Raw genomic sequence first — 25,538 nt, 5'->3', positions numbered from 1 at the left:
AAAGCGGTATGAATGAAAAAGAGCGGCAGCCGGCGTTAACGCCGTTAATGGCGCAATACCAAAGCATCAAAGCACAGCATGCCGGTGAAGTGCTCTTTTTTAGGCTGGGCGATTTTTATGAAATGTTCGATTCTGACGCCGAAGAAATTTCGCGTCTTTTAAATTTAACTTTAACGCACCGCGCGGGACACCCGATGTGCGGTGTGCCTTACCATGCATCGCGTATATACATTGCGCGTCTTTTGCGGCTGGGAAAAAAAATCGCCGTTTGCGAACAGTTGAATTTAAACGAAAACGGCAAAGGCTTAGCTGAACGCAAAGTTGTTGAAATTATAACGCCGGGTACTGCGGTAGAAGAAGATTATTTGGAGCAAAATGCGCATAATTTTTTAAGTGCCGTTTGTTTTGCTTCTCCGAAAAAAAGCGAAGTTTCTTTTGCCTATATCGATATTTCAACCGGCGCTTTTTACGCAACGCATTGGCAATTTTCCGATACGCTAGAAGAGTTTTCAAAAGAGCTGGGACGGGTTTTGCCGCGGGAACTGATTATATCGCGTTCATTGTATGAACATAAAGATACGGCAAAAATACTCGAAAACTTTCCTTTTATCTCGATTAATACGGAAGACGATTGGCGCTTCGACAGAGAAGCCGCATACAAACAGCTTTTGCACCAATTCGGAACCGTTAATTTGCATTCGTTTTCTTTAGCAGACTCTTCTCCGGAGGTGCCGGCGGCGGGCTGTTTAGTTGGATACATATTACGTACTTCAGCCGTTTCGCGTACCGACGCAAAATTGCCGCAAATTACCTCGCTCGTGCCGTATAAAGACAGTGATTTTGTTGTTATAGACGATTCTTCGCGGCGCAATTTGGAATTGATATCGAATTTGCACGACGGCACAATACAGTATAGTTTATTGGAAACGGTGCAGCATACTGCAACTGCTATGGGATCGCGGCTTTTACGCAGTTTTTTTATGCATCCGCTGCGCAACGGAAACGATATCCGCCGCCGGCAAGCACATGTCGCTCTTTTTGTACGGAATCAGCCGATATTGGATAATGTACACTCCGTTTTATCCGGTATTTTGGATGTGGAACGGCTTGCAAGCCGCATTGTATTGGAAAAAGCGCACGCAAAAGATATTCAAGCGCTGCGCTTTAGTTTAAATCAATGGCTTAAATTACGAGAGATTTTTGCATCCTTTGCACCGGGCGATTTTTCCGATGCGCTGTACGTTGCTGAAACCGATACGGCTTCGGATATGATAAACCTTATCGGTAATGCCATCCTCGACGACCCGTCTACCGTTTTAACCGAAGGCGGCATTATAAAACCCCAGTGGTCGGAAGAACTCGACCGCTACCGTCAATTGCAAACGAATTTTAATCAAGTGCTCGACGAATATCTTGAAGAAGAAAAAAAACGGACCGGTATTGCAAACTTAAAAATCCGTTATAACCGTATTATCGGTTATTACATGGAAGTATCAAAAGGTAAATTGGATGCGGTTCCCGACCATTTTATTTTACGACGTGCTTTGGTAAACGGCGACCGCTATACTTCCGAAAGGCTGCAAGAGCTGGAAGCCGAATTGACAGTTGCCGGCGAAAAAATAATCGAAACGGAAAAGCGTTTGTTTTTGGAAATCAGAAGCAAGCTCGCCGTTCATATACGGTATTTGTTAAACGTTGCAGCCGAAATTGCTTATATCGATGTTATCGCTTCTTTTGCAAAAGCGGCGCTGCTGCACAATTGGGTGTGTCCCGATATGGCAGACGGCAAAGTGCTTGAAATAGAAGACGGTAGGCACCCGGTTGTGCAAATGCATTTGCCTGAAGGCGAATTTGTACCGAACAATACCTCTTTGTCGGACGGTTGTTTTGCCGTGGTAACCGGACCGAATATGGCGGGAAAAAGTACGTATTTACGGCAAAACGCGCTTATAGTGTTTTTGGCGCACATAGGTTCGTGGGTACCCGCCCGAAAAGCGAAGATTGGTTTAGTCGACCGTATATTTTGCCGTGTAGGCGCTTCGGATAACCTTGCCCGCGGACAGTCCACGTTTTTAGTGGAAATGAGCGAAACCGCGCTTATTTTACGGTCGGCAAGCGAGCACAGTTTGATTATTATGGATGAAGTAGGGCGGGGCACTTCTACGGAAGACGGTCTTGCCATTGCGTGGGCGGTGTCCGAATATTTATTGAACACGGTAAAAGCCCGCACCTTTTTTGCAACACATTATCATGAGTTAACCCGAATCCGTCATAACTGTTTGCAGCTTTTGTGTTTGGACGTAAGGGAAACCGACGGTCACATTGTGTTTACCAAAAAAATCCATGCGGGGGCTTCGGAAAACTCATACGGATTGCACGTTGCGCGTCTTGCAGGCATCCCGCTGCAAGTAATCGATCGTGCACAAATTATTTTAAACGGTTTGCAAAATAAAACGCCTTTTGCATTGCACAAGCCTAACGCTGCACATTCGGCTGCAGATACGCCAATGGGAGACGAGGCGGAAAATGATGAGTTTATTGAAAATGGAAACTCACCTGAAAATCCTGCGGAGGGACTTACGGTAAAAGGTGCAAAAGCGGATAGCGTATCTGCAAGCGGCATTCCCGCTTTATTCAGCGACGAAGAGCTTGTTTTAGACGAAATTCTTTCGTGCGACCCGAATACGCTTACCCCGCTTGAAGCTTTACAAGCGCTTTCCCGCTGGCACAAAAGTCTTTGCGGAAAATAAAAAAGTATGGGAATTTTATTTAAATGGTGCTGTGCGCTGCGCAGTGCCGGTGCCGCAGTTTTGTCGGCATCGCTTTTTAGACAAAGTTGCATTTCTTGCGCTACGCGCACGTATACTATGCCGCTGTGTCCGCTTTGCCGCAGTGAGCTTATGCATGCCGTTGTTCCTTTGGAACAGCGCTGTATGTACTGCGGACGGCCGTTGATTTCAGAAAAAACGCTGTGTTTTGAGTGCCGCAGCAGCCGAACACTTTTTCATACCGATGGTGTTTTTCCTTTATATCCTTACGTATTGTGGAAAAAGGAATTGCTTTTTACGTGGAAAATAGCAGGAAACCGCTCTTTAACCCCTTTTTTTGCTTCTTTAGTGTACAAAGTACTGCAAAAATATTATAGCGGGCTTCCGGTTGTGCCCGTTCCGCCGCGTCCGGGAAAAATACGTAAAACGGGATGGGATCAAATCGACGATTTGTGCCGCTGTTTGCACGGTTTATACGGGGTGCGTATAAAAAAAATGCTTAAAAGGCTTACTTCAGATCAGCAAAAAAAATTAAACCGCAAGCTGCGCTTGGAACATGCCGGTACAGGTTATGTGCTAAAAAAAGAATACAATCCGGCACAACCGCAACGTCACATAGGCGCCATCAGCAGCGTTTTATGCAGGTTTAGCTTTGTTCCCGAAAAAGTTGTGCTTCTAGACGATATTTTAACAACCGGTGTAACGGTAGAAACCTGCGCTCACCTTTTAAAGCAAGCGGGGGTACGCAGCGTGTACGCCGTAACATTGTTCGGCTGTTGACGGCTGAGACAACCGTGAATCATAAGCCGGCTGTTGACAGTCTTTTTTCAAAGTGTTATAGTACATATAGAACAAAGTAATATCCTCACAGTTGGGAGTCGTTCAAACGGCTCTTTTTTTATATACGGGGACCAATATGGAATATACGGCTTTGGAAAGCCAGCAATATTACAGCGAATGTAAAGCGCTTACGGAAGGTTTGGGCTATGCACTGGTAGAACTGCATATTGTTCGCATACATTCGGGAGTTCAAGTGCGAGCTGTTATTGCTCCTTTGCGTACGGCTGAAGCGAAAGTACAAAACCGCAGTTCTATCGGCGTAAACGATTGTGCAAAAGTACATCGGTTGTTGCTGCCTCGTTTGGAAGCTCTGCTGCGTTCCCAAGAGGTTTACATGGAAGTAACTTCTCCCGGTATGAACCGCAATATAAAAAATGCTGCCGAATTCGCTTTGTTTGTCGGAAAAGAAGTGCGTTTGTGGGATAAAAACGTTTCAGATTGGGTGTCGGGCATTATCGAAAAATCGGATACCGCCTCGATTACTTTTACACATCCGAAAACCGGCGAAAAGCAAACGCTGCAGTATACGGATATAGCAAAAGCAAAACTTGTAGATACGGAGGGCTGAAAATGGCGTCACAGTTAGCTGAAGCAATTCACCAGCTTATTCAAGACAAAGGATTAACCGAAGAAGCGGTTTTAAAAACGGTCGAAAATACCATAAAAGCGGCTTATAAACGTGCATACGGCACTGCCGATAACTGTTATGTTGAATTCGAAGACGATTTAAGCGATGTATCCGTGTATTCGCGCAAAGTGATTGTCGACGGCGTATACGACCCCGTTACCGAAATCGAATTGGAAGAAGCTTTGCAAATGAGCCCCGAATGCGAAGTCGGCGATGAAATTGATATTCTTATAGATCCGAAAGACTTTGAACTTTCTGCAGTGCAAACGGGAAAACAAACCGCCCGCCAATCTTTGTCCGAAATTCAAAAAGATACGCTTATGACAGAATACAAAGAAAAAATGGGCGAAATCATTATCGGTTATTACCAAAGAGAGCGTAATGGCAATATTTATGTGGATTTGGGAAAAGTCGAAGGTATATTGCCGGTTAAGTTTCAATCTCCGCGTGAAGTGTATCATAAAAACGACCGCATAAAAGCGCTTATTATAGACGTTAAAAAAACGCATGCGGGTTTGCAAGTGGTGCTTTCGCGTACCGATCCCGAATTCGTGCGTTCTATTGTTGAATTGGAAGTTCCCGAAATTTATGACAATACGGTTGAAATTTTTAAAATCGTGCGCGAAGCCGGCTACCGTACAAAAATCGCCGTTTTTTCACACCGGGAAGATGTCGATCCTGTGGGAGCATGCGTCGGCTTAAAAGGTGTGCGCATTCAATCGGTTATACGCGAACTTGAAGGCGAAAAAATAGACATATTGCGCTACGACCCCGATCCGCGTATTTTTATAAAAAATGCGCTTTCGCCGGCAGAAGTTACCGGTGTGGTGATTTTGGATGAAGAAAAACGGCAAGCTTTAGCTATTGTGCCGGAAAGTCAATTTTCGCTTGCCATAGGCAAACAAGGGCTTAACGTGCGTTTGGCAAACCGTCTTGCCGATTGGAATATCGACGTAAAAACCGAAGAGCAGTACGAAGACTTTGATTCTCTTTTGGCGGAATCTCGCAAAGCGGCGCACGATTTATTTGCCGCAAGCGATGAAGTGTATGAAATCGCTTCGCTTGCAGAACTTCCCGGCGCCGATCAAAAAATCGTGGAAGTGCTTGCTTCTCACGGCATAAGCGATATTCAGGATTTTATAGCTGCAAAAGACGAAGGTTCTTTGAGCGCGTTTGAAGATCTTTCTTCCGAAGATATTGATAAAATCGGTGCTCTTATAGAACAAACGGTTGAATTTGTAGAAGAGGCAAATCAAGTTCAAGACGGCGATGAAAATGAACAGCCGGAACAAGCTCAAGAAACTGGCGATGCTGAAAGTGCTGAAGTGCAAGAACCTTTTGCAGCACAAGATACGGAAGATGAAGAAGTATATGAATGTCCCGAATGCGGGGCTAAAATAACGACCGATATGACAAATTGTCCGAATTGCGGTATCGGTTTAAGTTTTGAATATGAGGACGAAGAGTAGGATTACATGGCGGATGAATTAGAGAAAAAACCTAAATTTCGCGTAAACAAACAACGAAGCGAAAACGCCGTTGCTGCGGATAGCGTTTCTCCGGAAAAGAAAAAGGTTGTTGTCGTTAAAAAAAAGGTAGTTTCCGTAAAAACGGATACGACTCCGGCACCTTCCGTAAAAGTTTCCGTAAAGGCCGTACCCGTTGCACACAGTGCGCCGCCGGCACAAGGTGCGTCTCCTGTAAAGCCTGCAGCAACACGAGCTGCAGGTGATAGTAGCGTTGTAAAAAAACCGTCATCCATTTCGGAATTAAGTCCTGCTCGTCCGAATGTGCGTCAGGGAAACCTTGCCGTAAGAGCAAAAAACGGCGGGCGCTACCAAAATTCGTATTCGGATAATTTTACCGGAGCGCAAGCGCGCGAAGGGTATCAAAACCGCAACGACCGTTCCGGTTTTCAGCAAGACGGAAGACAAGGCGGCCGCTATCAAAACCGCCCGTATATGCAAGGGCAAGCTCAGGGCGCCGGTCGCGACGGTGCTTCGCGTTCTTCTTTTTACCCGCGCTCGTCTCAAGGCTCTTTTTCTTCTCAAGGCGGTCAGCGCGGTGCAAACGGTTCTTTCCGCTCGGGTACAGCCGGTGGCGGCAGGGGCGCTTTTGGTCCGCGTCCCGGTTTTGCTCAAAAAGGCGGTTTCGGCGGTGCCGGTGCTTCTGCGGGGGTACTTCCCGAAGCAAAAAAAACGCCGTCTAAAAAGACATTTACCAAAAAGAAAACGGTTTATTCACGTAAAGACCGTGAAGAAGATTTGGAAGATAAATTATTTAACCGCAAAAAAAAGCAAGTGGTAAAAGCGAGTGCGGTTCCCGAAAAAATAGAAATTATGGAAACCGTTTCCGTTTCCGATTTGGCAAAAAAAATGAACTTAAAAGCGTCTGAAATTATTGCCAAATTGATGTCTATGGGAATGATGGTTTCCATAACACAATCCATAGATTCGGATACGGCAACACTTTTAGCTTCCGAATACAATTGCGACGTAAAAGTAGTCAGCTTATACGACGAAACGGTTATTGCAACCGAAGAAGATACCGAAGACGCTATGGCGCCGCGTCCGCCCGTTGTTACGATTATGGGGCACGTCGACCACGGTAAAACAAAAACATTGGATGCTATCCGCAGTGCTAACGTGGCGGATATGGAATTTGGCGGCATTACCCAGCATATCGGTGCATACATGGTGCAAACGCCTAAGGGACGCATTACTTTCCTCGATACGCCCGGTCACGAAGCTTTTACTATGATGAGGGCTCGCGGTGCAAAAGTAACCGATATCGTTGTTTTGGTAGTTGCGGCGGATGACGGTGTTATGCCTCAAACGGTAGAAGCTATAAACCACGCAAAAGATGCGCAAGTGCCGATTATTGTTGCCGTCAACAAAATAGACAAAAGCGAAGCAAATCCCGACCGTGTTATGACTCAACTTTCCGATATGGGGCTCATTCCCGAAGAATGGGGCGGACAAACGCAGTTTGTTAAAATAAGCGCGCTTAAAAAAGAGGGTTTGGATGAACTTTTGGACGCTATTTTGCTGCAAGCCGAAATTCTGGAATTAAAAGCGAATTGGAAGTGCCGTGCGGAAGGTAAAGTAATAGAATCGCGTGTCGATCACGGACGCGGCGTTGTTGCAACTATTATCGTGGAACGCGGCGTGCTGCATACCGGAGATTCCTATGTTGCAGGAATTTATTCCGGACGCGTTCGGGCTATTTTTAATGATTTGGGACAAAAAATAGATGAAGCTACACCGTCTATGCCGGTTGAAATACTCGGCTTGGAAGAAATGCCGAACGCAGGAGACCCTTTCCAAGTTACCGACACGGAACGCACGGCGCGCGCTATATCGGCAAAGCGTCAAGAATTAAAACGTTTTGAAGACGCAAAGAGCGTAAAAAAAGTTACGCTGGACAATTTGTACGATACGATCGATGCCGGCGAAGTTATGGAACTGAAAGTTATTATAAAAGCCGATTTACAAGGTTCCGCCGAAGCGCTTAAACAGTCTTTGGAAAAACTGTCTACAAAAGATATACGCTTGGTTGTTATTCATTCGTCTGCAGGTGCTATAAACGAAAGCGATGTTATGCTTGCCGCAGCGGATTCCAATGCCATTATTATAGGTTTTAATGTGCGCCCCACGCCGAAAGCAAAATCTTTGGCAGACCAAGAAAAGGTCGATATCCGCAAGTACAACATTATTTACAAAGCGGTTGAAGAAATAACACTGGCTATGGAAGGTATGCTTAAACCGAACGTAAAAGAAGAAGTTATCGGTATGCTGGAAGTACGCGAAACTTTCAAAGTGCCTAAAATCGGTCTTATTGCCGGATCCTATGTTACACAAGGTCTTATCAAACGGACCAGCAGCGTCAACGTTATACGAAACGGCATAGTGCTGTACAGCGGAAAAGTTTCTTCGCTTAAGCGCTTTAAAGACGATGCAAAAGAAGTAAATACCGGTTTTGAATGCGGTGTAGGTATAGACCAGTGGCATGATATACAAGCGGGCGACCAATTGGAAGTGTTTGAATATGTGGAAGTTGCGCGTAAATTGGGCGATAGCGAGGCTCCTGCAAAAAAAACGGCGGATAAAGACGCATCTTCGCCGTCTCCGGTACAAACTTCGAATTAAGGGAGCTGTGAAGTTTTTATGGGTGAATTCCGCCTTGTGCGCTTGGGAGAACAAATCAGAGAAGAAATCGCTTCGATGATTATATCGGGTCACGTAAAAGATCCGCGCGTATCCGCTTTTTTGAATATAAATCGGGTAGAAGTCAGTGCCGATTTAGCTTATGCAAAAGTATACGTGTCCAGTTTTTTGGCGGATAAAACCGTCGAAAAAGGCGTTAAAGGCTTGGAAAGTGCAGCCGGTTTTATTCAAACTTCTTTGAGTAAAAAACTCCGGCTGCGCCAATTCCCCAAACTTCAGTTTATTACCGACACCAGCATAAAAGAGGGAATGGAAATGGTTCGCAAATTAAACGCCCTCGAAGCCGAAAGCGAAAGCACACATTGATGGAAACCCCTTTTTGTGTTTCCGGTATACTGCCGTATGCAAAACCTTACGGGATAACCAGTTTTGCCTCTTTAAACATTGTTAAAAAAACGCTCGGCACTAAAAAAATCGGACATACCGGAACGCTTGATAAATTTGCCGAAGGGCTTTTGGTTGTGCTGAGCGGAAGTCTTACCCGTTTGGTACCTTTTTTTACCTTGTTCGATAAAACCTATGAAGCGCTTATCGCTTTTGGCGAAGAAACCGATACGCTCGATTTATACGGTTCGGTAGTAAAAACCGCTCCTTTACCAGATGTACTTTCTTTTGAACGCGCGTGCGCTTCTTTTTGCGGAAACCTTATGCAAACGCCCCCGGCTTATTCTGCCGTTCACGTAAACGGCAAACGTGCTTCGGACCTTGCCCGCGCGGGACAAAAACCGGAGCTTGCCGCGCGTTCTATCAGTGTGTACCGCAGCACTATCATTGAAAAACGCCTTTGCGCGCAAAATCGTGTGAGCTATGCGCGCGTTTTGTTTTCTGTTTCCAAAGGAACGTATATTCGCTCTTTGGTGCGTGACATAGCCCGTGCATGCGGTTCGGCAGCTCATTTAATCGGATTAAAACGGACAAAAGTAGGGTGTTTTGATTTGGAAGCTGCCGTGTGGGCGGATAAACTTGAGCCTTTTACCATCGATATGGTTACAGAGCGCGTCCGGCGTATACAAAAAAACGCCGACGAGCAGTACAGCGAACCGGAATGCACCGAACGGGAACGCACGGAAAAAAACGCTTACGGTGGTTCTACAAGCGCCGTTTTAAACGGTGTATTAAATTTTGAGCGCAGTACGGCATTGCAGTGCGGTTTCGGTATTCTTGAACTGCGTAAAAAATACCGGTTTGATTTTTTTAACGGAAAACCTTTAAAAAGCGATTTTTTTGAAAATTATGAGCAAGCCGTATGCCAAGCTGCAAAACATACTCAAGATAAAATATTTTTTGCCGTCTTCTTGCCTGACGATACTTTTGGGGGTATAATTCAAAGTACAACTTGTGCTGCGCAGAAACTTTATGCACCGTGCGCTACGGATTCGTCCGGCAAAATCGGCATAAAGTTAACATACGGTTTTGTCGTTGCACATAGGTAACCGCTTAGGCGCGGATAACGGCGTTTTATACTTAAAATAAGGGAGAATACAATGAAGTACAACTTTGATATACCGGTAGACAGAAGAAATACGGACTCGCTTAAATATGACGGAGCCGAATCCGTATTCGGTAAAAAAGATATTATTCCGCTGTGGGTTGCCGATATGGATTTTCCGACCGCGCAGCCGGTTATCGATGCGGTTTGCAAACGCGCAAAAAGCGGTGTTTACGGTTATACGTCAAGACCGGCTTCGTATTTTGAAGCGGTGCGCGATTGGCAAAAAAAACGGAACGGCTGGATCTTCGATACCGCTCTTGCATCTTTTTGTCCGGGAGTGGTTCCGGCTCTGGCCGCCGTTATAAGCGAATTTACCCGCAAAGGCGATGCGGTTTTATTTTTTACGCCGGTGTATCCTCAGTTTTTTAATGCGACAAAAAACTGCGAGCGCATCCCGCTTACCGTTCCTTTGATGCAAAAAGAAGGCGGCTCTATCGATATTGATTTTGACACTTTTGAAAAAGCGTTGCAAAAAAAGCCGGCTTTGTTTATTTTGTGCCACCCACACAATCCGCTCGGTCGCGTGTGGAAAAGATCCGAATTGGAAAAAATCGATGCGCTGTGCCGCCGCTATAAGGTACCAGTCGTATCCGACGAAATCCATTCGGACATTATGCTGTGGGGAAACAAGCATATTCCGCTCGCTTCGATAGGTCGTGAAGCCGCTTTGAACACGATTACCTGCACGTCGGCAACAAAAACTTTTAACCTTGCAGGTTTGCAAGCGTCGACGATTATTTTCCCCGATGCGGCATCGAAACAAAAATTCGATACCTTTTGGCAACGTATCGATATCGGACTGAATAATTGTTTTAGCGTTGTTGCTGTTGAGGCTGCTTTCCGTGAAGGCGAAGAATGGCTCGAACAGCTTTTGCACTACATCGAAGCCAACGCAACGTTCGTTAAAAATTATTTTGATACGAAAATCCCTGAAATCAAAACGTATATACCGCAAAGTACGTATTTAATGTGGCTCGATTGCCGCGCGCTCGGTATGACCGCTGACGAATTTTGTGACTTTATGGTTAACGAAGCCGGTTTGGGGTTAAGTGACGGACGCGCTTTCGGTTCCAAAGACGGTTATATGAGAATCAATGTTGCTTGTCCGCGCTGTACGCTTGAAAAAGCTTTGTCCCAGCTTGAAAAAGCCGTTGCTAAACGGCGCAATAAAAAATAGTCTCCGAAACGAATTTCCGTCCGGCGTGAATACAGTCGGGGACGGTCCCTTCAAGCGTAACGACGTTTCAACTTGCTATTTACATCCCACACTATAAAAATCTTAAAACAACACCCTCTCTATCATCAAATGATAGAGAGGGTGTTGTATAATCCCTATAGTTAGTGATGAGATTAAAAAAATACATTATTAGTAACAATGGGCGAACTGCGATGAGAATAAGATATTATATTGAGAATTTAGAAAGGAACGAATGTTATGCAATAATAGGGTATTTTTATAATATATGTAAAAATCTTGACAGTTTTAGGGGTTGTTCAAAATTTTTTTGTTTATTCAATGCCTTGGTAGAAAGGTTTGAACTCGAAAATAGAACTTTAGAAGTGATACGGGCTGTAATTCAAAAAAGTATACAAGAAAAACAGCTGACTTTATTTAATCCGAGGGAAAATTACCTGCACCCATTTGATTATAGAAACGAACTTGAACAAAATTTTGAAGAAGATTTGATGATAAGTAAAAAGTTTGAAAAATTTAATACCCATACTATTCTAAATATAAATCTATGCCGATGTATTTTTGCGAAAAACGAAAATTTTGCAAAAATTATTGCCTTAACATTTTTTTATAAAGAAACCGAGCAAATAGATTTAGATATACTCGAAAAGCAGTCTAAAGACATAAAAATGCCTTCCCATATCTCACAAGCAATTAAAAATATAAAACCGATAGCTTTTTTAATTGAGGCACTCAAACTTTCTGAGGAAGAAGCAAAACTGCTTTTATTGGCGTATAGGACAGGTGCTGTTTATGAATTACGCGAAGCGGTTATGTGCAGCCTCTCGGATGATTATACGGATATATATGCAAAATTTCTTGACATTTCCGGCTTAAAAATCAAGACACTTCTTCGTCCCGATAAAAAACTTGTTTCTTTCGGATTAATGAATGATAACGCAGAAGTACCGGACGATTGTAATGAGTGTATTTTCTCAAGAACTCTTGATCCGTTTTTCTTTAATATTTTAAAGGAAAACAGCACGGAAATTTTTTTTGATATAAGCACCTACTCTATAAAGAAAGAATATTCTAACTTGGCCTTACAATTTTTAAAAAGCGATTGTGCTTCAAACATTCTTTTATACGGAAATCCCGGATCAGGGAAAACGGAATTTGCAAAAACTCTTGCTGCACAGAGCAGATTAAAATTATTTATATTTAAAAATGAAATGGAAAATAATAATGATAATGAAAAAGAAAATACTTTATACCGTTTAAATTGTTTACTTTCAATTCAAAAAAACGATTCTATTATTGTTGTCGATGAAGCCGAGAATATTCTACAGAGTAAATCATCTTTTTTTGGAATGCAGTTTACGAGTCCTAAAAAAGGTATTGTAAATAAGATGCTTGAAAACAGTGTTAATAAGGTTATTTGGATTTTAAATTATACTGACGGGCTTGATGATTCAACCTTGAGGCGTTTTACATATTCAATTAAATTCGGCGAAATGCCTAAAACTATGCTGCAATCTATTGCATATTCAAAGTTAAAAAATATTAATTTCAAAGGAAAATTATTGAATGAGCTTGTCGGCTTATGCGGTTCATATAGAGTAACGGGAGCATCAATTACAAATATGCTAAAAACAGTAAACAGCGATGTAAATGAAAATGAAGAAAAAATAATTCTTGATGTAAAAAATATGCTTGAAGCAAATTCGGAGTTGTTATACGGTACATCCAATATTCGAAAAAAACTTCAAGACAGTTATGAGCTTGAAGCTTTAAACACATCTATTGCACCGAACGAGATTGTTGAAATGGTAAAAAATGCTGTTGAGTATTCTAAAAGTGCGGAAATTAAAACAGGTATCCGCATGCTTTTTTACGGTTTAAGCGGAACGGGTAAAACGGAATTTGCCCGCTACATTGCGGAGAACTTGGATAAAAAACTTATCTTAAAAAAGGCTTCCGATGTTTTAGGAAAATATGTCGGTGAAAGCGAACGGCACATTAAAGAAGCATTTGAAGAGGCTTTAATGGAAGATGCAATACTTTTGTTTGATGAAGCCGATTCTTTTTTTGCGAACCGTCTTGGCGCAAATAATAGCTGGGAGCGTACAATGGTAAATGAGTTTTTAATGCAAATGGATGATTTTAACGGTTTATTGATTTGTACGACAAATATCAAAGAACTTATGGACCCTGCAATGCAAAGGCGTTTTCATATTATGACTGAATTTAAGGCACTCAATGAAAACGGAATAAAAACACTTCTTACAAAATATTTTGCTTCCTTTATTTTTTCGCAAGAAAATATTACAGCATTACAGAATTATAATTCGGTTACACCTGGAGATTTTAATTCTCTGTATGGAAGAATACGATTTATGAATAAACAAAGTATCAGCAGTGAATACATCATCACGGAATTATCAAATATGCAAAAAGAAAAAACTTGCAGCCGAAAAATCGGGTTTGGGGAGTAAGGGGAAAGATTTATGGATTAAAAAAACATTGCCGGAGTTTTTGCTGCAAGCCTTGGAAGAGGAGGAAGAAATAATCAAGTGCTATCCAGATTTAGGTGATTTTCTGAATATTTAATCTAATTGCAATACAGTGTTCTCCAGATTTTTTAGAGCCTGATCAAGAGATTTAAAATATGAGTTAATCGGTTCGTTATTATAAATAAAATCCATATATACCCAATTTTCATTATCTTTTATCTCACCGTCTATATTCAAACCGCCGATATCTAAGTTTTCAAGAACTTTCCTTAATTTTTCTCTTTCAGATTTCTTAAATTTTTCTGACCAAAAACCTATTTCTGGTGCATATTTATATATAAACAGACAATATCTATTTACTTCTTTATAGAAAACCCCTTCATTACTATCATAAAGCCAGTCTTCTTTATGTTGTTGCTTAAATTTATCGGCAAATATTTCCCGTAAAGCGTCGTCCTTTCTCTCCCATACGCTGATAAAATCCAAAGCATTTTTTATGCTTTCTTCCGACTCATAGATTTTACTAATCAATTTTTTTTCCGCACTTGTCATAATTTCTCCTGCAAGTCTTATTAATAGTTTTGAATACTGTTTCAAAATCATTTTTAAAAGTTCATTTTCAATTTCCTTTTCCTCAGAACACCTATCAAAAAAATCGGAAAGACTTTTTTCCTTATCATTGTCATTTTTTGCTGATATATATGTGATAATAGGTGTTATCTCAGGAATCAATGTATAGTATTTTTTCTGTTCCTCCTGTGAATACTTTTTTTCTTTTGACGGTTTATATAGATCCTGTAAATCTAATTCTTGAATAGACTTTAATGTTAGATATACTATTTTTCTTACAGTACAACCATCTTCTTTTGACTTAAGATAATACCGTGCAAGTTGGAAGTCTTGGTTCGATGCTCCATAAAGCTTGCTTTCTACAATAACAGAGTTTTTATCATTGTGAATATAAATATCTATACGATGTCTTTCTCTTTCAACTTTTACTGCACCTAAATCTGGGAAGAATTTTTTATATTCTTTTAATCCTATAAACTCAAAGAATTTTTCTAAAATTATAGGATTTCCTATTTCTGCAGTATTTGGATCAAGCAATATTTTCAATATTTCACTGTTAGGATTTTCCTTTTCATAAACATTTTCTCCGGGACGATACGCTTCGGAAATAAGTGAAAATAGATTAAAATTGTTTTTATCAAAATTTTGCCGTTCTTGCCGTAATTCATTAAATAATAAACTATTTAAAAAAGAATATTCATTATCTACAAAATCTGATGAGCATTTTTGCCAAAAATTAAACATTTCATCAATATTCATGCTTAAAAATCTCCTTACATCCGCTTAACCTGCATTTACGCAATAAGTTCTTATAACAAAACTTTATGTTTGTCTGCTTCATAGACAATATTATTTACCGGATGTTCAAATGCTTTTCAATAATTCTAGCATGTTTATTTCTGTTTTATCGACTATAAAATAAATCAGATAAATCGGGAAAAAGCCCAAATATACCGACCATACTTAAATTATGTTTAATAGAAGTAAAATGTCAAGATTGCGCCGAAGATTTGATTTTTTAACCAATTTTATCTTCATTTTTATTGCTCATATATCAATCTCTGCTTAAACTATAAAATCTTAAAATATTTCTATCTACTCCAATCCTCTTTTTTACGCTATAATTGTACATATGAAAGAAACAAAGCGACAGCGTGTCAACCATCAAATGCTTGAGCGATTGATTTATGTTCACAGAACAATTAAAGCCGGAAAATATCCGAACTGTACTTTTTTAAGTAAAAAACTGGAGTGCAGTATTACTACAATAAATCGGGATATAGAATTTTTGCGTGATAGGTTTTTAGCTCCTATAGAATATGACTCGGCAAAAAAAGGGTATTATTATACTCAAGAATATAATATGCCTCTTAACAGTATTTCGGCAAAAAACTTAATAGCTCTTTCGTCTGCAAAAATTCTTTTATCTAATTATAAGGGAACTCCTATTTATGATGATCTATGCAATGTTATTAATTTAATGACCTTTTCCGAGATAAGGGGAAATACGGATTTTATTGACAGGATTGCCGTGCCTCCAGCTTCGCCCATAATAATTGATGAAACAATTTGGAATACTATTTATTCTGCTATGAAAAATAATTCGATTATAGAATTTGATTATAGCGGGAGACATAATACCGAAACAACTCATCGCCGTGTACGCCCGTATCAGATTTTATTGGATGATGGATTATGTTTTTTATTCGGATTTTGCGAGCTGCGTAATGCGGAACGACTGTTTTGTCTTTCACGAATTAAAAATCTTATCATCACTGATGACAATTTTACGCTGCCTCAAGATTATGAATTTTCATCCCGATGCGGAGGAGGTAAATTCGGCACCTTTATTTCAGCCGATATTCGAAAGTATAAGATTCGTTTTTATGGTCATGCTCGTCAATATGTAAAAGACAAAATCTGGGCTGATGATCAAAAAATAATCGACTATGACGAAGAAGGCTGCACCGAAATTATTTTTTCTTCCGCACAAGATGATGTCATTATGGAATGGGTTTTGGCTCAAGGAGCAAATGTACTACCGATTGAGCCTAAAGTTTTTGCAGCCGACTGGAAAAATCAAATAAGATGGATGGCAGAGCGGGCAGGTATATTATAATACGGGCGGGCATTGCTGTGCGTTATTGCAATAGGGTATTTAAAATAAATTGCGAAGCAATACCGCGCAGGGTATTTTTGCTTTCGTCTTTACCGCGCAACAGTGTTATATTTTCAATTTTTTTTGCGGCGGTTGCGCTCATGATGTGGTCATAAAAGAACGGCAGCGATTCTATAAGCGATCCGCCCAAAATGACGGCCTCTAAATCGGTTATGCGCAAATAATTCACCAAGCAGCAGGAAAAAACGGCTGCGGCATTACGTACGACGGCGTGTGCAACCGCATCGTTTTGTTCCAATGCATTTGCTATGTCTTCGATTGTAAGAGTGTCGATATGTTCCTGCATACAGCTTTCCTGTCCCGTTTTTAATACTTTTTGACAGTCCTCGATAATTGCGTATTTATTGACGTAGGTTTCGGCGCAGCCGTAAGAGCCGCAATAACATTTTTTACCGTTTAATTCTATCGTCATGTGTGCCAAACCGTCCAAAACAATGTGGTGCATGTGCGGCTTACCGTTTAAAATCATCCCGGAACCGATGCCGGTACCGAGTGTAATGTAAGCCAGATTTTTATATTTTCCGTATAAATCGCCGTAATAATGTCCTTGCAGACAAGCGCTTGCATTGCAGTTATATTCCACCGGTTTATTAAAACAATTATGCAGCATATCTATAAATGGAACGCCCGCCCAGTTGCCGGCTTGAAAATGTATCGGCTGCAGCATTTGTTTGCGCGCATAATCGATAGGGCCGACTATCGCAACTCCGATTCCCAACACGTCTTTGTCTTGTGCCTTGCATTCGGCAAGCATTGTGTTATAGTCGTTTGCAATACTTAAAATAACGTTTTCAGGCGGAACCGCTTCGGTAAATGCGTGCGTGCGCCGGCTTAATATATGCAAGCCGAAGTCGGCGAGGGCCGTGCTGTAGCCCGTGCGTTCAATATGGATACATAATATTCTGCCGGCTTTTGTGCTCATTCCGATTTTTTCGGTCGGCCGTCCTTTGATCGTTTCTTCCGCAATGCCGGAAACCGCAATAATTTTGCGGCGCAATAAATCGTCCGTTATGCGGTAGACGGTGGGAAGTGTATAACGCGTATAGGCACACAATTCCTGCCGGGTTGTCGTATGCAAAGAAAAAATGTGACGTACTATGTTTTTTTCTTTTTCATTTAAAGCAGCGTACGGCATAACATCCTCTTCTTATATATTATCAGATTTTTTTCGTTTGGCATACTTATTTTACCCTATATTTTATTAAAATAATAAAAAAAACGCTTTTTTTGTTGACAGATTGGTATTTTGCACCTATAATTTTTTTATATTGCGTATATTATTACCGTTTTAATAATTAAAGGAGTGAAGGGTATGAAAAAAAACTACGTTTTTGTATGTATTTTTTTTGCGGCTGTTGCACTGTATGCCGGCGGAAAAAAAGATAATTTATCCTTTATCGGGCAAACGGGGAACTATTCAAATGCGGCAAAAGTTTTGTCCGAAAGATTGGCACAAGAAAACGGAAGTACTCCGGTAGATATATATGACGTTGCTTACGCTTCTTTGCACGAAAGTATAATGCTTGACCTTTCCGGCGGTTCGGGCAGTTACGATTTGGTTATGACCAATGCTTCTTGGCTCGAAGAATGCTCTCAATATTTTATGGATTTAACCCCGTTTGTTAAAGAAGCCGGTATTGATTTATCGCAATTCTCCAAAAGTACGATCGATGCTTGTATGATAAACGGAACGCTGTATGCTTTACCCGTAGCGCCGACTCCGAATATGATGGCTTATCGTACTGATTTGGTTAAAAATCCGCCGAAAACATGGGATGAATATTTAAAAATTGCCGCTTCATATACCGATCCTTCCAAAGGTATGTATGGCGTTTCTTTGCCCGGTGCAAAAGCTCAGTGTGCGGTATTATTTTTAGTGCGCTTATGGTCTATGGGGCAGGATGTTGCAGATGAAAACTGGAATGTAATTGTAGACAGCAGTATCGGACGGAAAGCTATGCAGCATTTAAAAGACACGATGCAGTATGCGGATCCTGCGTGCCTCACATGGGGATTAAATGAAGCGCATGCCGCTTTTTTACAAGGAAATGCGGTATTTTGTGAAGCATGGCCTACATTGGGAATTGCGCAAAAAGCGGACAATGCGGAACTTTCAAAAATTAAAGGCAAGTGGGCTATGGCTCCTTTCCCCGAAGATGCATCCGGTGTAAAACAAATGAGTTTGCAGTGTTTCGGTATTTCAAAAAGCTGTAAAAATCCGCAAGCGGCGTTTAATTTTATAAAAAATTATGTTTCTGCGGATTATCAAAAAGAATGTTATGGAACATATTCAACTTTGCCGTCTTTGTTAAGTTTTTATGATACGACAGCCATACGTAATTCGCCCTTAGCGGCTTTAGGCGACGGTTTTAGGGGGATATGTTTGACCAAATGGAATATTTATGCAAGTGCCGAACAAGATACGATAATGACTAATGCGGTAGGAGCTTTTATGGCAGGCGAGATGGATTTAAATGCAACGATGGACTATTATCAAAAAAATCTAAGCCGTGCTTTGGAACAAACCAAACCTAAATATAAAAATCAGCATGCAATAAAAATTATGCAAGCCGTAAAAAACCGGAAGTAATGTACATGCACGGGAATATTTGTGCTAAACATACTCGGCGGGCAGATAAAATAACATCGTGGATATTTTTACTGCCTGCGCTGATTATCGTTTTATTGGTGGTTGTCTACCCATTGTTGAATTCGATATTGTTAAGCTTAAAAAGCGTGCGCTTAAATATTGCACAGTACGAACATAAATTCGTCGGTTTGGAAAACTATGTGCAAATGTTTAGAGACAACGACTTCGGAATAACCGTAAAAAGTACGTTTATATTTGCACTTGTATCGGTGCTGTGCGAATGTGTTTTGGGAACGGTTGCCGCCATGATGTTTGCAGGCGACGGTCATATTCCTCGATTTTTGCGCTCGTTTATGCTTATTCCCATGATTATAGCTCCGGTCGTATCCGGTAATTTGTGGCGGATGATGCTCGATAAAAGTACGGGTATTATAAACTACGGTTTAACGTTGCTTTCTTTACCGCCCGTAAATTGGCTCGGGAATGCAAAGCTTGCAATGCTGTCGATTATCTTTGTGGATGTATGGCGGATGATGCCGTGGGTAGCGCTGCTATTGATTTCCGGCATAAAAGCAATTCCTTACGATACCATTGAAGCTGCCATAGTAGATGGTGTTACCAAATGGCAAAATTTTATTTTTATAGTTCTTCCGCAACTGTATAAAATTTTCATTCTTGTATTGATGATTCGCACAATAGATGCTTTTAAAGTATTTGACGTGGTATATGTAATGACGAGCGGAGGTCCCGGACGTGCAACCGAAATGCTGCCTAATTATATTTATACACAGGGATTACGGTATTTTAATGCAGGATATGCTGCAGCCCTTGCAATAAGTTTTTTGCTTGCTATGGCTTGCCTTGCGCTTGTATTTCTTTTGTTGCGCCGTGCAAAAAAAGACTGACGGCAAACCGGAGAAAAAACTATGAAAAAAAATAAAAAACTGCTGAATTCGGATGAAATATTTGAAAATTTTTTAGGAAAAAATGTCCGCCGTATCGTTACCGTTTTATTAATTTTACTGATTTCGTTTCCGTTGTATTGGCTTGCCGGAAATTCGATAAAATCGGAAGCCGAATATTTGGCAAGCCCTCCCGTTTTTTTTCCGCACCATATTACCTTTGCAAATTACTACACAATACTATTTAAAGATATCGTTTTACACGGATTGTATAATTCCGCTGTTATTGCCGTTTGTTCGACTGTTTTAACCGTTTTGTTCGGTAATTTGGCGGCATATTCTTTGATTAAAGGAAAACTCGGAAAAATCAAGCATGCTTTTGCTTTTATTTTTTTAGTACAAAAAATGTATCCGGCTATTGCAATGGCAATTCCCATATACATAACTATGCGCAAATTCGGATTAATTGATACTAAACTTGCTTTAATGATTATGAATACGAGTTTTAGTTTGCCGCTTGTAATTTGGCTTATGATGGGATTTTTCCAGGAAATACCGGCTGCGATAGAAGAGTCGGGAATTATCGACGGTGCAAATATGTATCAACGCTTTTTTTTATTAACTTTTCCCATTGCAAAAACCGGTATCATAGCTTCGGCTATATTGACCTTTGTAAACGTGTGGAACGAATTTTTATTTGCGGTTATTTTAACGGTTAAACATGCAAAAACCTTGCCGGTGATTATCTCTGCGTATATTACTGATCGCGGGTTGGATTGGGGGCCGATGACTGCTACCGGTATGGTTATTATCATTCCTGTTTTAATTTTAGTGTGGTGTTTGCAAAAAGATTTTGTAAAAGGTTTGGTTATGGGTTCGGTAAAAGGCTGATTATGGTCGATATAAATAACAAAAAAAGTATTGCTTTGCTTTACGAAGATGTGCGCACGCATTTGTTAAATGCAGTTCTTTCTTTTTGGTGTGAATACACACGTGATACGGTAAACGGCGGCTATACAACAGCTTTAGACCGTACGGGAAAGCCGCTTAAAAGCGAACGGGAAAAAAATATGTGGATGCAAGCCCGCCAAATATGGATGTTTTCCAGAATATATATAGATATAGAGCATGATGAAAAATGGCTGAATTTGGCGGAACACGGCTGCGTTTTTTTGTTGTCGTCGGCAGCTTATGCAGGAAAAGGCAGGTGGAATTATTTACTCAGTGAGGACGGAACTCAGGTACTAAAAGGCAGTATATCTATCTTTACGGATGCTTTTGTTTTAATGGCTTTGTGTGCATATGCCGAAGCGGTGCAAAAAAAAGCGGCGGGTATAAACGGTACGGCATATGCAAATAAAGCTGTAGGCAAAATATCACAGCCACCGGCGGAATTAGCGGAATTAATTGAAGATACGTTTGCCGCTTTAGTACACAATATGAGTGATGAAAATTTTCAAGATATTTTTCCGCACGTATATCGTAAAGGCATTGTACATCACGGTATATATATGATTTGTATGAATGCTTTATCGGAAGCATCCGGTATTATAGGTTATAAGCGTACTGATCCGTACATACGTTTTTGTTTGGATAAACTTTTTTGCATTATAAAAGCACCCGATGCGCATTATTTTTTGGAATATAAATACGCGGACGGCTGTATTTTAGAAGAGGATAGCGGCTGTATTTTAAATCCGGGGCATAATTTTGAATCTTTATGGTTTATTTTAAAGGAAGTACAGCGTCTAAAACTGGATGCATATTATCGGGAAGCCGTAAACATGCTCTATACGGTATGGGAACTTGCGAGAGACAGGCAATACGGCGGTGTCGTATATATGCTCGATACACGATCACGTATACCGTCTTTGCAGGATTGGAATAAAGAGCGCAACTTGCAGTGGAACGAAAAAGTATGGTGGACACATGCCGAAGCTTTGTGCGCGCTTGCAGCCTATATGTGCGTACAAAGCGATCAAAAACTTGCCGATGAATTTGAACGACTGTGGCGCTATTGTTTGGAACATTTTTGGGATAAAGACTATAATGAATGGTACTCCGTATTGCATGCAGACGGCTCCGTACGTATTGACAATAAGGGCGGTCTACAAAAGGCGGCATTCCACATTCCGCGAAGCTTGTATTCCATTTGTTTATTTTTAAAAGAAAAGGAGTCTTCATTTGTATGATTGCAAATACCGATAAAACGCTTGCGGTCGATAAGAGAAAATCATCCTTGCCGGCGTATTTTTGGAAACATAAATATCTGTATGCAATGCTTATACCGGGCATAGTGTACTATGCGGTGTTTTGTTACGGACCTATGTATGGCGCGGTTATGGCATTTAAAGATTTTAACCCGCTTAAGGGTATTATGGGCAGTCCTTGGGTCGGTTTAACGCATTTTAAACAGCTGTTTGCCCTCGATAAATTCTACAATGTTTTTTGGAATACGCTGTCGATCAGTTTTACGCGGCTTTTATTCGGGTTTCCTTTTCCCATAATCATTGCGCTTTTATTGAATGAAATTAAAAACAGCCGTTTGCGCAGCAGTATTCAAACGGCAATTTACATACCCAACTTTATTTCGTGGGTAGTGCTCGGCGGCATTATGGTTAATTTGTTGTCGGTGGAAAACGGGGCGGTAAACAGTTTGCTTAAATTGTTCGGTGCAAAGCCGATAGCCTTTTTGAGCGATGAAAAATACTTTGTGCCGACAATGGTTGTTTCTATGATTTGGAAAACATTCGGCTACAATACTATAATTTATTTTGCCGCCCTTACGGGAATAGATTCTCAATTATATGAAGCGGCAAAGGTAGACGGCGCGGGGCGCTTCCGTCAGCTTATTCACATAACGCTTCCGGGGATTATGCCCATTATCACCGTTATGTTTATTATCCGCATAGGCAACATAATGCAGGCGGGCTTTGAACAAGTGTTTGTGCTGTATCATCCGGGAGTATACGGTACGGCGGATATTATAGATACCTATGTATACCGAATCGGTTTGCAGGAAGGAAAATTCGAGTTTTCCGCTGCAGTCGGTTTATTCAAATCGCTTATAAACTTTGCGCTCATTGTTATTGCAAACCGGCTTGCCCGTATGGCAGGTGAAGAAGGGGTATACTGATGGCTTCAAAAATCAAACAATCTTTTGCAAGTTACCTTTTTGATGTCGTCAATGTTGTTTTTTTAATTGTTTTGGCAGCAAGCTGCATATACCCGTTTTGGGATACGCTTATCGTTTCGTTCAGTTCCTTAAAAGGCTATTTGGGCACCAGTGTTCATATATGGCCAAGCGGATGGTCTTTTGCAGGCTATGCGTATATGTTCGGCAATAAAGATTTATGGCTTTCGTATGCGAATTCGCTGTTTATAACGGTTGTGGGTACCTTTGTAAACGTTATTATTACGGTAATGACCGCTTACGTGCTTTCCAAAAAAAATCTAAAAGGGCACCGAGTGCTTACCTTTTTAGCCGTGTTTACGATGATGTTCAGCGGCGGAATTATTCCGACGTATATTATCGTAAAAGAAGTGCACCTTATCAATTCGCTGTGGGCGCTTATATTGCCGACGGCAATCACTACGTCGTATATGATAATAATGCGCAACTTTTTTTTCGGCATCCCCAAAGAGCTTGAAGAGTCCGCCGTAATTGACGGATGTACTGAAGTTGGGGTATTATTCAAAATTATGTTGCCCGTATCTTTGCCCGGTGTGCTTACGATTGCTTTGTTTTATTCGGTCGACCATTGGAACGATTTTTTTAACGCCATCATGTATTTGAATGACCGGTTTAAATGGCCGCTGCAATTGTTTTTGCGCTCAATGCTTTTTGAAAGCGATGCGGCATATTCGAGCGGGGCCGAAAGTTTGTTTTTGCTCGGTCAGCCGATGAAAATGTCTGCCGTTATAGCGGCGATTTTACCCATTATGCTTATTTTTCCGTTTTTTCAAAAATACTTTACCAAGGGAATGCTGCTCGGAGCGGTAAAAGGATGAACGGATAAACATTGCAAGTCTGATTTAAGGAAAACCGCTAAGGTGGAAATTTTTAGCGGTTCCCATATTTTTATTTTGTAGGAGGAAAACTATGATACAAAAAAAATCGGTAAAAACAGCTGCATGCTCGTTGTGCGCGGCAGCGCTGGTGTGCGTTCTTTCGCTTGCCTTTGTAGGCTGCGGCGGCTCTTCCGGGGGCAAAAAAGGCACTGATGTGCAAATCAAATGGCTTACAACCGGAGATGCCGCGGCAAAGGTTATAAAAAGCGACGACCGGATTGTTGAGACAATCAACAAAAAATTGGGCATAAAACTTTCCGTGCAAGTGGTTCCCGAAAACAACACGGAAAAAGTAAACGTCATTATGGCGTCCGGCGATATGCCCGACATCGTAACCGGAGCATACGGAACTTCGGCAACTCAACAGTGGATAGACAAGGGCTTGGTTATACCCTTAAACGACTATTTTGCCGCCAATCCCGATATAAAACATTGGGACGAGGATATTTATTCGTGGTCGGCTATCGGCGGAAAATTTTACGGTGTTCCGTTTATTACCCAGTATGAAGCGGCAAACCGGCTTATTCTTATGAGGCAGGATTGGCTTGATAAATTGAATATGAGTTATCCGCGCACTTTGGATGAAATGAAAGCCGTGCTCACCGCGTTTACAAAAAACGATCCGGACGGCAACGGCAAAAACGATACGGTCGGCTTTACGGCAGCCCGCCCCGATTCGGTTGCAGGCACTACGCCGTTCGATTGGGTGTTTTTTGCGTACGGTCAAAAATATGCCGATTATGCGCTCGATGCAAACGGCAATATTATTCCGTGGTTTGAAGACGCTTCATTTATACCCGGTATGCAGTATATTTGCGATTTGTACCAAAGCGGCGTAGTCGACAACGAAATAATGCTTAACCAGCAACCCAAGGCGGAAGAAAAACTGTATCAGGGTAGGGCGGGCGCCGCGCTGCTTCCCTTGTTCCGCCACATTACGCGCCACGAAAACAATTTGCGTCAAATACATGCGGACGCTTCTCTTTGCTATGCATTGCCGCCTGCAGGACCGAACGGCGATTTCGGCTTAAGCAGACAGGGAAAAACTGGCTTTTTTACCTGCGTTACCAGTTCGTGCAAAAATCCGGAAAAAGCCGCCGCTTTTATTAATTTTATGATTTCAAAAGAGGGTACCGACCTGTTGCGCTTGGGTATAGAAGGCGTTCACTACACAAAAGAAAACGGTAAAATCGTCTTCAACGAAGAAGAACGCGCAAAAGATTCTTTTTCGCCGAACGGTTGGGCGCATGCGCTTGCATGGGGCAGTTTCTTTTGGCCGCTTGAAAGTTCATACCTTCCGGCAACCGATCCGAATGCGCCGCGTGCACTGGAAACGGTCGCGCTTGCTACCAAAGCGCAGCGCCCCAATTTAATAAAAACGATACCGCCCATTGAAATCGAAAAAAGCGGCGTTTTAAACGATATTTACATACAAGCGTTTTCCGATATGATTCAAAACAGAGTATCGGTGGAAGAGGGCGTAAAAAAACTGAGCGAAAAATGGCGTTCTCAGGGCGGAGACGAATTGCTTAAAGCGCTCAACGATATATATAAAAACAATAAATAAATCAGGGAGTTGTTACGT

Annotated in this window: 19 protein-coding genes; 17 read left to right on the top strand and 2 right to left on the bottom strand. The window is 41.4% G+C overall.

The genetic code is table 11. The features are described 5' to 3' along the window. Positions 1-8: 8 nt before the first annotated feature. From mutS to HMPREF9193_RS00500, 9 genes are all read left to right on the top strand, one after another. Positions 9-2,750, top strand: a complete 2,742-nt coding sequence (gene mutS, locus HMPREF9193_RS00540; protein ID WP_021686077.1) for a DNA mismatch repair protein MutS — start codon at positions 9-11, stop codon at positions 2,748-2,750. Positions 2,751-2,756: 6 nt separating this feature from the next. Then, a complete protein-coding gene (locus HMPREF9193_RS00535; protein WP_040847122.1) occupies positions 2,757-3,548 on the top strand; it encodes a phosphoribosyltransferase family protein in 792 nt (263 codons plus the stop codon). A 136-nt stretch (positions 3,549-3,684) separates the two neighbouring features. Further along, positions 3,685-4,176 carry a ribosome assembly cofactor RimP gene (locus HMPREF9193_RS00530; protein WP_021686075.1) on the top strand — a complete coding sequence of 164 codons (492 nt, stop codon included), beginning with the start codon at positions 3,685-3,687 and terminating at the stop codon, positions 4,174-4,176. Positions 4,177-4,178: 2 nt separating this feature from the next. Next, a complete protein-coding gene (gene nusA, locus HMPREF9193_RS00525) occupies positions 4,179-5,705 on the top strand; it encodes a transcription termination factor NusA (protein WP_021686074.1) in 1,527 nt (508 codons plus the stop codon). A gap of 6 nt (positions 5,706-5,711) precedes the next feature. Continuing rightward, the gene (gene infB / locus HMPREF9193_RS00520; RefSeq protein WP_021686073.1) at positions 5,712-8,384 is read left to right on the top strand and encodes a translation initiation factor IF-2; all 2,673 of its coding nucleotides are present in this window, start codon (positions 5,712-5,714) and stop codon (positions 8,382-8,384) included. A gap of 18 nt (positions 8,385-8,402) precedes the next feature. Beyond that, positions 8,403-8,768: a 30S ribosome-binding factor RbfA gene (gene rbfA, locus HMPREF9193_RS00515; protein WP_021686072.1), complete on the top strand. Its 366-nt coding sequence runs from the start codon at positions 8,403-8,405 to the stop codon at positions 8,766-8,768. Continuing rightward, entirely contained in the window at positions 8,768-9,895 is a 1,128-nt protein-coding gene (gene truB, locus HMPREF9193_RS10630) for a tRNA pseudouridine(55) synthase TruB (protein ID WP_021686071.1), read from the top strand. The genes rbfA and truB overlap by 1 nt, the downstream gene beginning before the upstream one ends. A gap of 51 nt (positions 9,896-9,946) precedes the next feature. After that, positions 9,947-11,131: a MalY/PatB family protein gene (locus HMPREF9193_RS00505; RefSeq protein ID WP_021686070.1), complete on the top strand. Its 1,185-nt coding sequence runs from the start codon at positions 9,947-9,949 to the stop codon at positions 11,129-11,131. Positions 11,132-11,298: 167 nt separating this feature from the next. Next, the gene (locus HMPREF9193_RS00500; RefSeq protein ID WP_021686069.1) at positions 11,299-13,623 is read left to right on the top strand and encodes an AAA family ATPase; all 2,325 of its coding nucleotides are present in this window, start codon (positions 11,299-11,301) and stop codon (positions 13,621-13,623) included. Positions 13,624-13,734: 111 nt separating this feature from the next. Here HMPREF9193_RS00500 and HMPREF9193_RS00495 read toward each other — a convergent pair whose 3' ends face one another. Next, positions 13,735-14,970, bottom strand: a complete 1,236-nt coding sequence (locus HMPREF9193_RS00495; RefSeq protein ID WP_021686067.1) for a PDDEXK-like family protein — start codon at positions 14,968-14,970, stop codon at positions 13,735-13,737. A gap of 373 nt (positions 14,971-15,343) precedes the next feature. Here HMPREF9193_RS00495 and HMPREF9193_RS00490 point away from each other — a divergent pair, with 373 nt between their 5' ends. Next, positions 15,344-16,330 carry a helix-turn-helix transcriptional regulator gene (locus tag HMPREF9193_RS00490; RefSeq protein WP_021686066.1) on the top strand — a complete coding sequence of 329 codons (987 nt, stop codon included), beginning with the start codon at positions 15,344-15,346 and terminating at the stop codon, positions 16,328-16,330. A gap of 22 nt (positions 16,331-16,352) precedes the next feature. Here the strand turns inward: HMPREF9193_RS00490 and HMPREF9193_RS00485 are convergent, their stop codons facing one another. Beyond that, on the bottom strand, positions 16,353-17,525 hold the full coding sequence (locus HMPREF9193_RS00485; RefSeq protein WP_021686065.1) for an ROK family protein: 1,173 nt from the start codon (positions 17,523-17,525) through the stop codon (positions 16,353-16,355). A gap of 177 nt (positions 17,526-17,702) precedes the next feature. Between HMPREF9193_RS00485 and HMPREF9193_RS00480 the strand changes: the two genes are divergently transcribed. The 7 genes from HMPREF9193_RS00480 to HMPREF9193_RS00450 all read left to right on the top strand — a co-directional run bounded on the left by HMPREF9193_RS00480 (position 17,703) and on the right by HMPREF9193_RS00450 (position 25,520). Further along, positions 17,703-18,980: an ABC transporter substrate-binding protein gene (locus tag HMPREF9193_RS00480; RefSeq protein WP_021686064.1), complete on the top strand. Its 1,278-nt coding sequence runs from the start codon at positions 17,703-17,705 to the stop codon at positions 18,978-18,980. Positions 18,981-18,985: 5 nt separating this feature from the next. Further along, positions 18,986-19,885: a carbohydrate ABC transporter permease gene (locus HMPREF9193_RS00475; protein ID WP_040847152.1), complete on the top strand. Its 900-nt coding sequence runs from the start codon at positions 18,986-18,988 to the stop codon at positions 19,883-19,885. 21 nt (positions 19,886-19,906) lie between these two features. After that, a complete protein-coding gene (locus HMPREF9193_RS00470) occupies positions 19,907-20,773 on the top strand; it encodes a carbohydrate ABC transporter permease (protein WP_021686062.1) in 867 nt (288 codons plus the stop codon). Between the two features lie 2 nt (positions 20,774-20,775). Further along, positions 20,776-22,074 (top strand): AGE family epimerase/isomerase, encoded by a 1,299-nt coding sequence (locus HMPREF9193_RS00465; protein ID WP_021686061.1) that lies wholly within the window; start codon positions 20,776-20,778, stop codon positions 22,072-22,074. Beyond that, positions 22,071-23,018 carry an ABC transporter permease gene (locus tag HMPREF9193_RS00460; RefSeq protein ID WP_021686060.1) on the top strand — a complete coding sequence of 316 codons (948 nt, stop codon included), beginning with the start codon at positions 22,071-22,073 and terminating at the stop codon, positions 23,016-23,018. The genes HMPREF9193_RS00465 and HMPREF9193_RS00460 overlap by 4 nt, the downstream gene beginning before the upstream one ends. After that, positions 23,018-23,893: a carbohydrate ABC transporter permease gene (locus HMPREF9193_RS00455; RefSeq protein WP_021686059.1), complete on the top strand. Its 876-nt coding sequence runs from the start codon at positions 23,018-23,020 to the stop codon at positions 23,891-23,893. The genes HMPREF9193_RS00460 and HMPREF9193_RS00455 overlap by 1 nt, the downstream gene beginning before the upstream one ends. A gap of 91 nt (positions 23,894-23,984) precedes the next feature. Then, on the top strand, positions 23,985-25,520 hold the full coding sequence (locus HMPREF9193_RS00450) for an extracellular solute-binding protein (RefSeq protein ID WP_021686058.1): 1,536 nt from the start codon (positions 23,985-23,987) through the stop codon (positions 25,518-25,520). The last annotated feature ends 18 nt before the right edge of the window (positions 25,521-25,538 follow it).

Source organism: Treponema lecithinolyticum ATCC 700332 (genome assembly GCA_000468055.1).
In the GTDB taxonomy this organism is placed as follows: Bacteria; Spirochaetota; Spirochaetia; order Treponematales; family Treponemataceae; genus Treponema_C; species Treponema_C lecithinolyticum.
Note: the sequence above shows the minus strand (reverse complement) of the source record. Positions and strands in the feature narration are given on the sequence as shown.

Excerpts from the sequence above, each read along its gene's own strand:
- nusA (WP_021686074.1), top strand. The coding sequence starts at position 4,179 with ATGGCGTCACAGTTAGCTGAAGCAATTCACCAGCTTATTCAAGACAAA.
- rbfA (WP_021686072.1), top strand. The coding sequence starts at position 8,403 with ATGGGTGAATTCCGCCTTGTGCGCTTGGGAGAACAAATCAGAGAAGAA.
- mutS (WP_021686077.1), top strand. The coding sequence starts at position 9 with ATGAATGAAAAAGAGCGGCAGCCGGCGTTAACGCCGTTAATGGCGCAA.
- HMPREF9193_RS00465 (WP_021686061.1), top strand. The coding sequence starts at position 20,776 with ATGGTCGATATAAATAACAAAAAAAGTATTGCTTTGCTTTACGAAGAT.
- HMPREF9193_RS00505 (WP_021686070.1), top strand. The coding sequence starts at position 9,947 with ATGAAGTACAACTTTGATATACCGGTAGACAGAAGAAATACGGACTCG.
- HMPREF9193_RS00500 (WP_021686069.1), top strand. The coding sequence starts at position 11,299 with ATGAGATTAAAAAAATACATTATTAGTAACAATGGGCGAACTGCGATG.
- truB (WP_021686071.1), top strand. The coding sequence starts at position 8,768 with ATGGAAACCCCTTTTTGTGTTTCCGGTATACTGCCGTATGCAAAACCT.
- HMPREF9193_RS00535 (WP_040847122.1), top strand. The coding sequence starts at position 2,757 with ATGGGAATTTTATTTAAATGGTGCTGTGCGCTGCGCAGTGCCGGTGCC.
- HMPREF9193_RS00460 (WP_021686060.1), top strand. The coding sequence starts at position 22,071 with ATGATTGCAAATACCGATAAAACGCTTGCGGTCGATAAGAGAAAATCA.
- HMPREF9193_RS00475 (WP_040847152.1), top strand. The coding sequence starts at position 18,986 with ATGCACGGGAATATTTGTGCTAAACATACTCGGCGGGCAGATAAAATA.
- HMPREF9193_RS00485 (WP_021686065.1), bottom strand. The coding sequence starts at position 17,525 with ATGCCGTACGCTGCTTTAAATGAAAAAGAAAAAAACATAGTACGTCAC.
- HMPREF9193_RS00495 (WP_021686067.1), bottom strand. The coding sequence starts at position 14,970 with ATGAATATTGATGAAATGTTTAATTTTTGGCAAAAATGCTCATCAGAT.
- HMPREF9193_RS00480 (WP_021686064.1), top strand. The coding sequence starts at position 17,703 with ATGAAAAAAAACTACGTTTTTGTATGTATTTTTTTTGCGGCTGTTGCA.
- HMPREF9193_RS00490 (WP_021686066.1), top strand. The coding sequence starts at position 15,344 with ATGAAAGAAACAAAGCGACAGCGTGTCAACCATCAAATGCTTGAGCGA.
- HMPREF9193_RS00450 (WP_021686058.1), top strand. The coding sequence starts at position 23,985 with ATGATACAAAAAAAATCGGTAAAAACAGCTGCATGCTCGTTGTGCGCG.
- infB (WP_021686073.1), top strand. The coding sequence starts at position 5,712 with ATGGCGGATGAATTAGAGAAAAAACCTAAATTTCGCGTAAACAAACAA.
- HMPREF9193_RS00530 (WP_021686075.1), top strand. The coding sequence starts at position 3,685 with ATGGAATATACGGCTTTGGAAAGCCAGCAATATTACAGCGAATGTAAA.
- HMPREF9193_RS00470 (WP_021686062.1), top strand. The coding sequence starts at position 19,907 with ATGAAAAAAAATAAAAAACTGCTGAATTCGGATGAAATATTTGAAAAT.
- HMPREF9193_RS00455 (WP_021686059.1), top strand. The coding sequence starts at position 23,018 with ATGGCTTCAAAAATCAAACAATCTTTTGCAAGTTACCTTTTTGATGTC.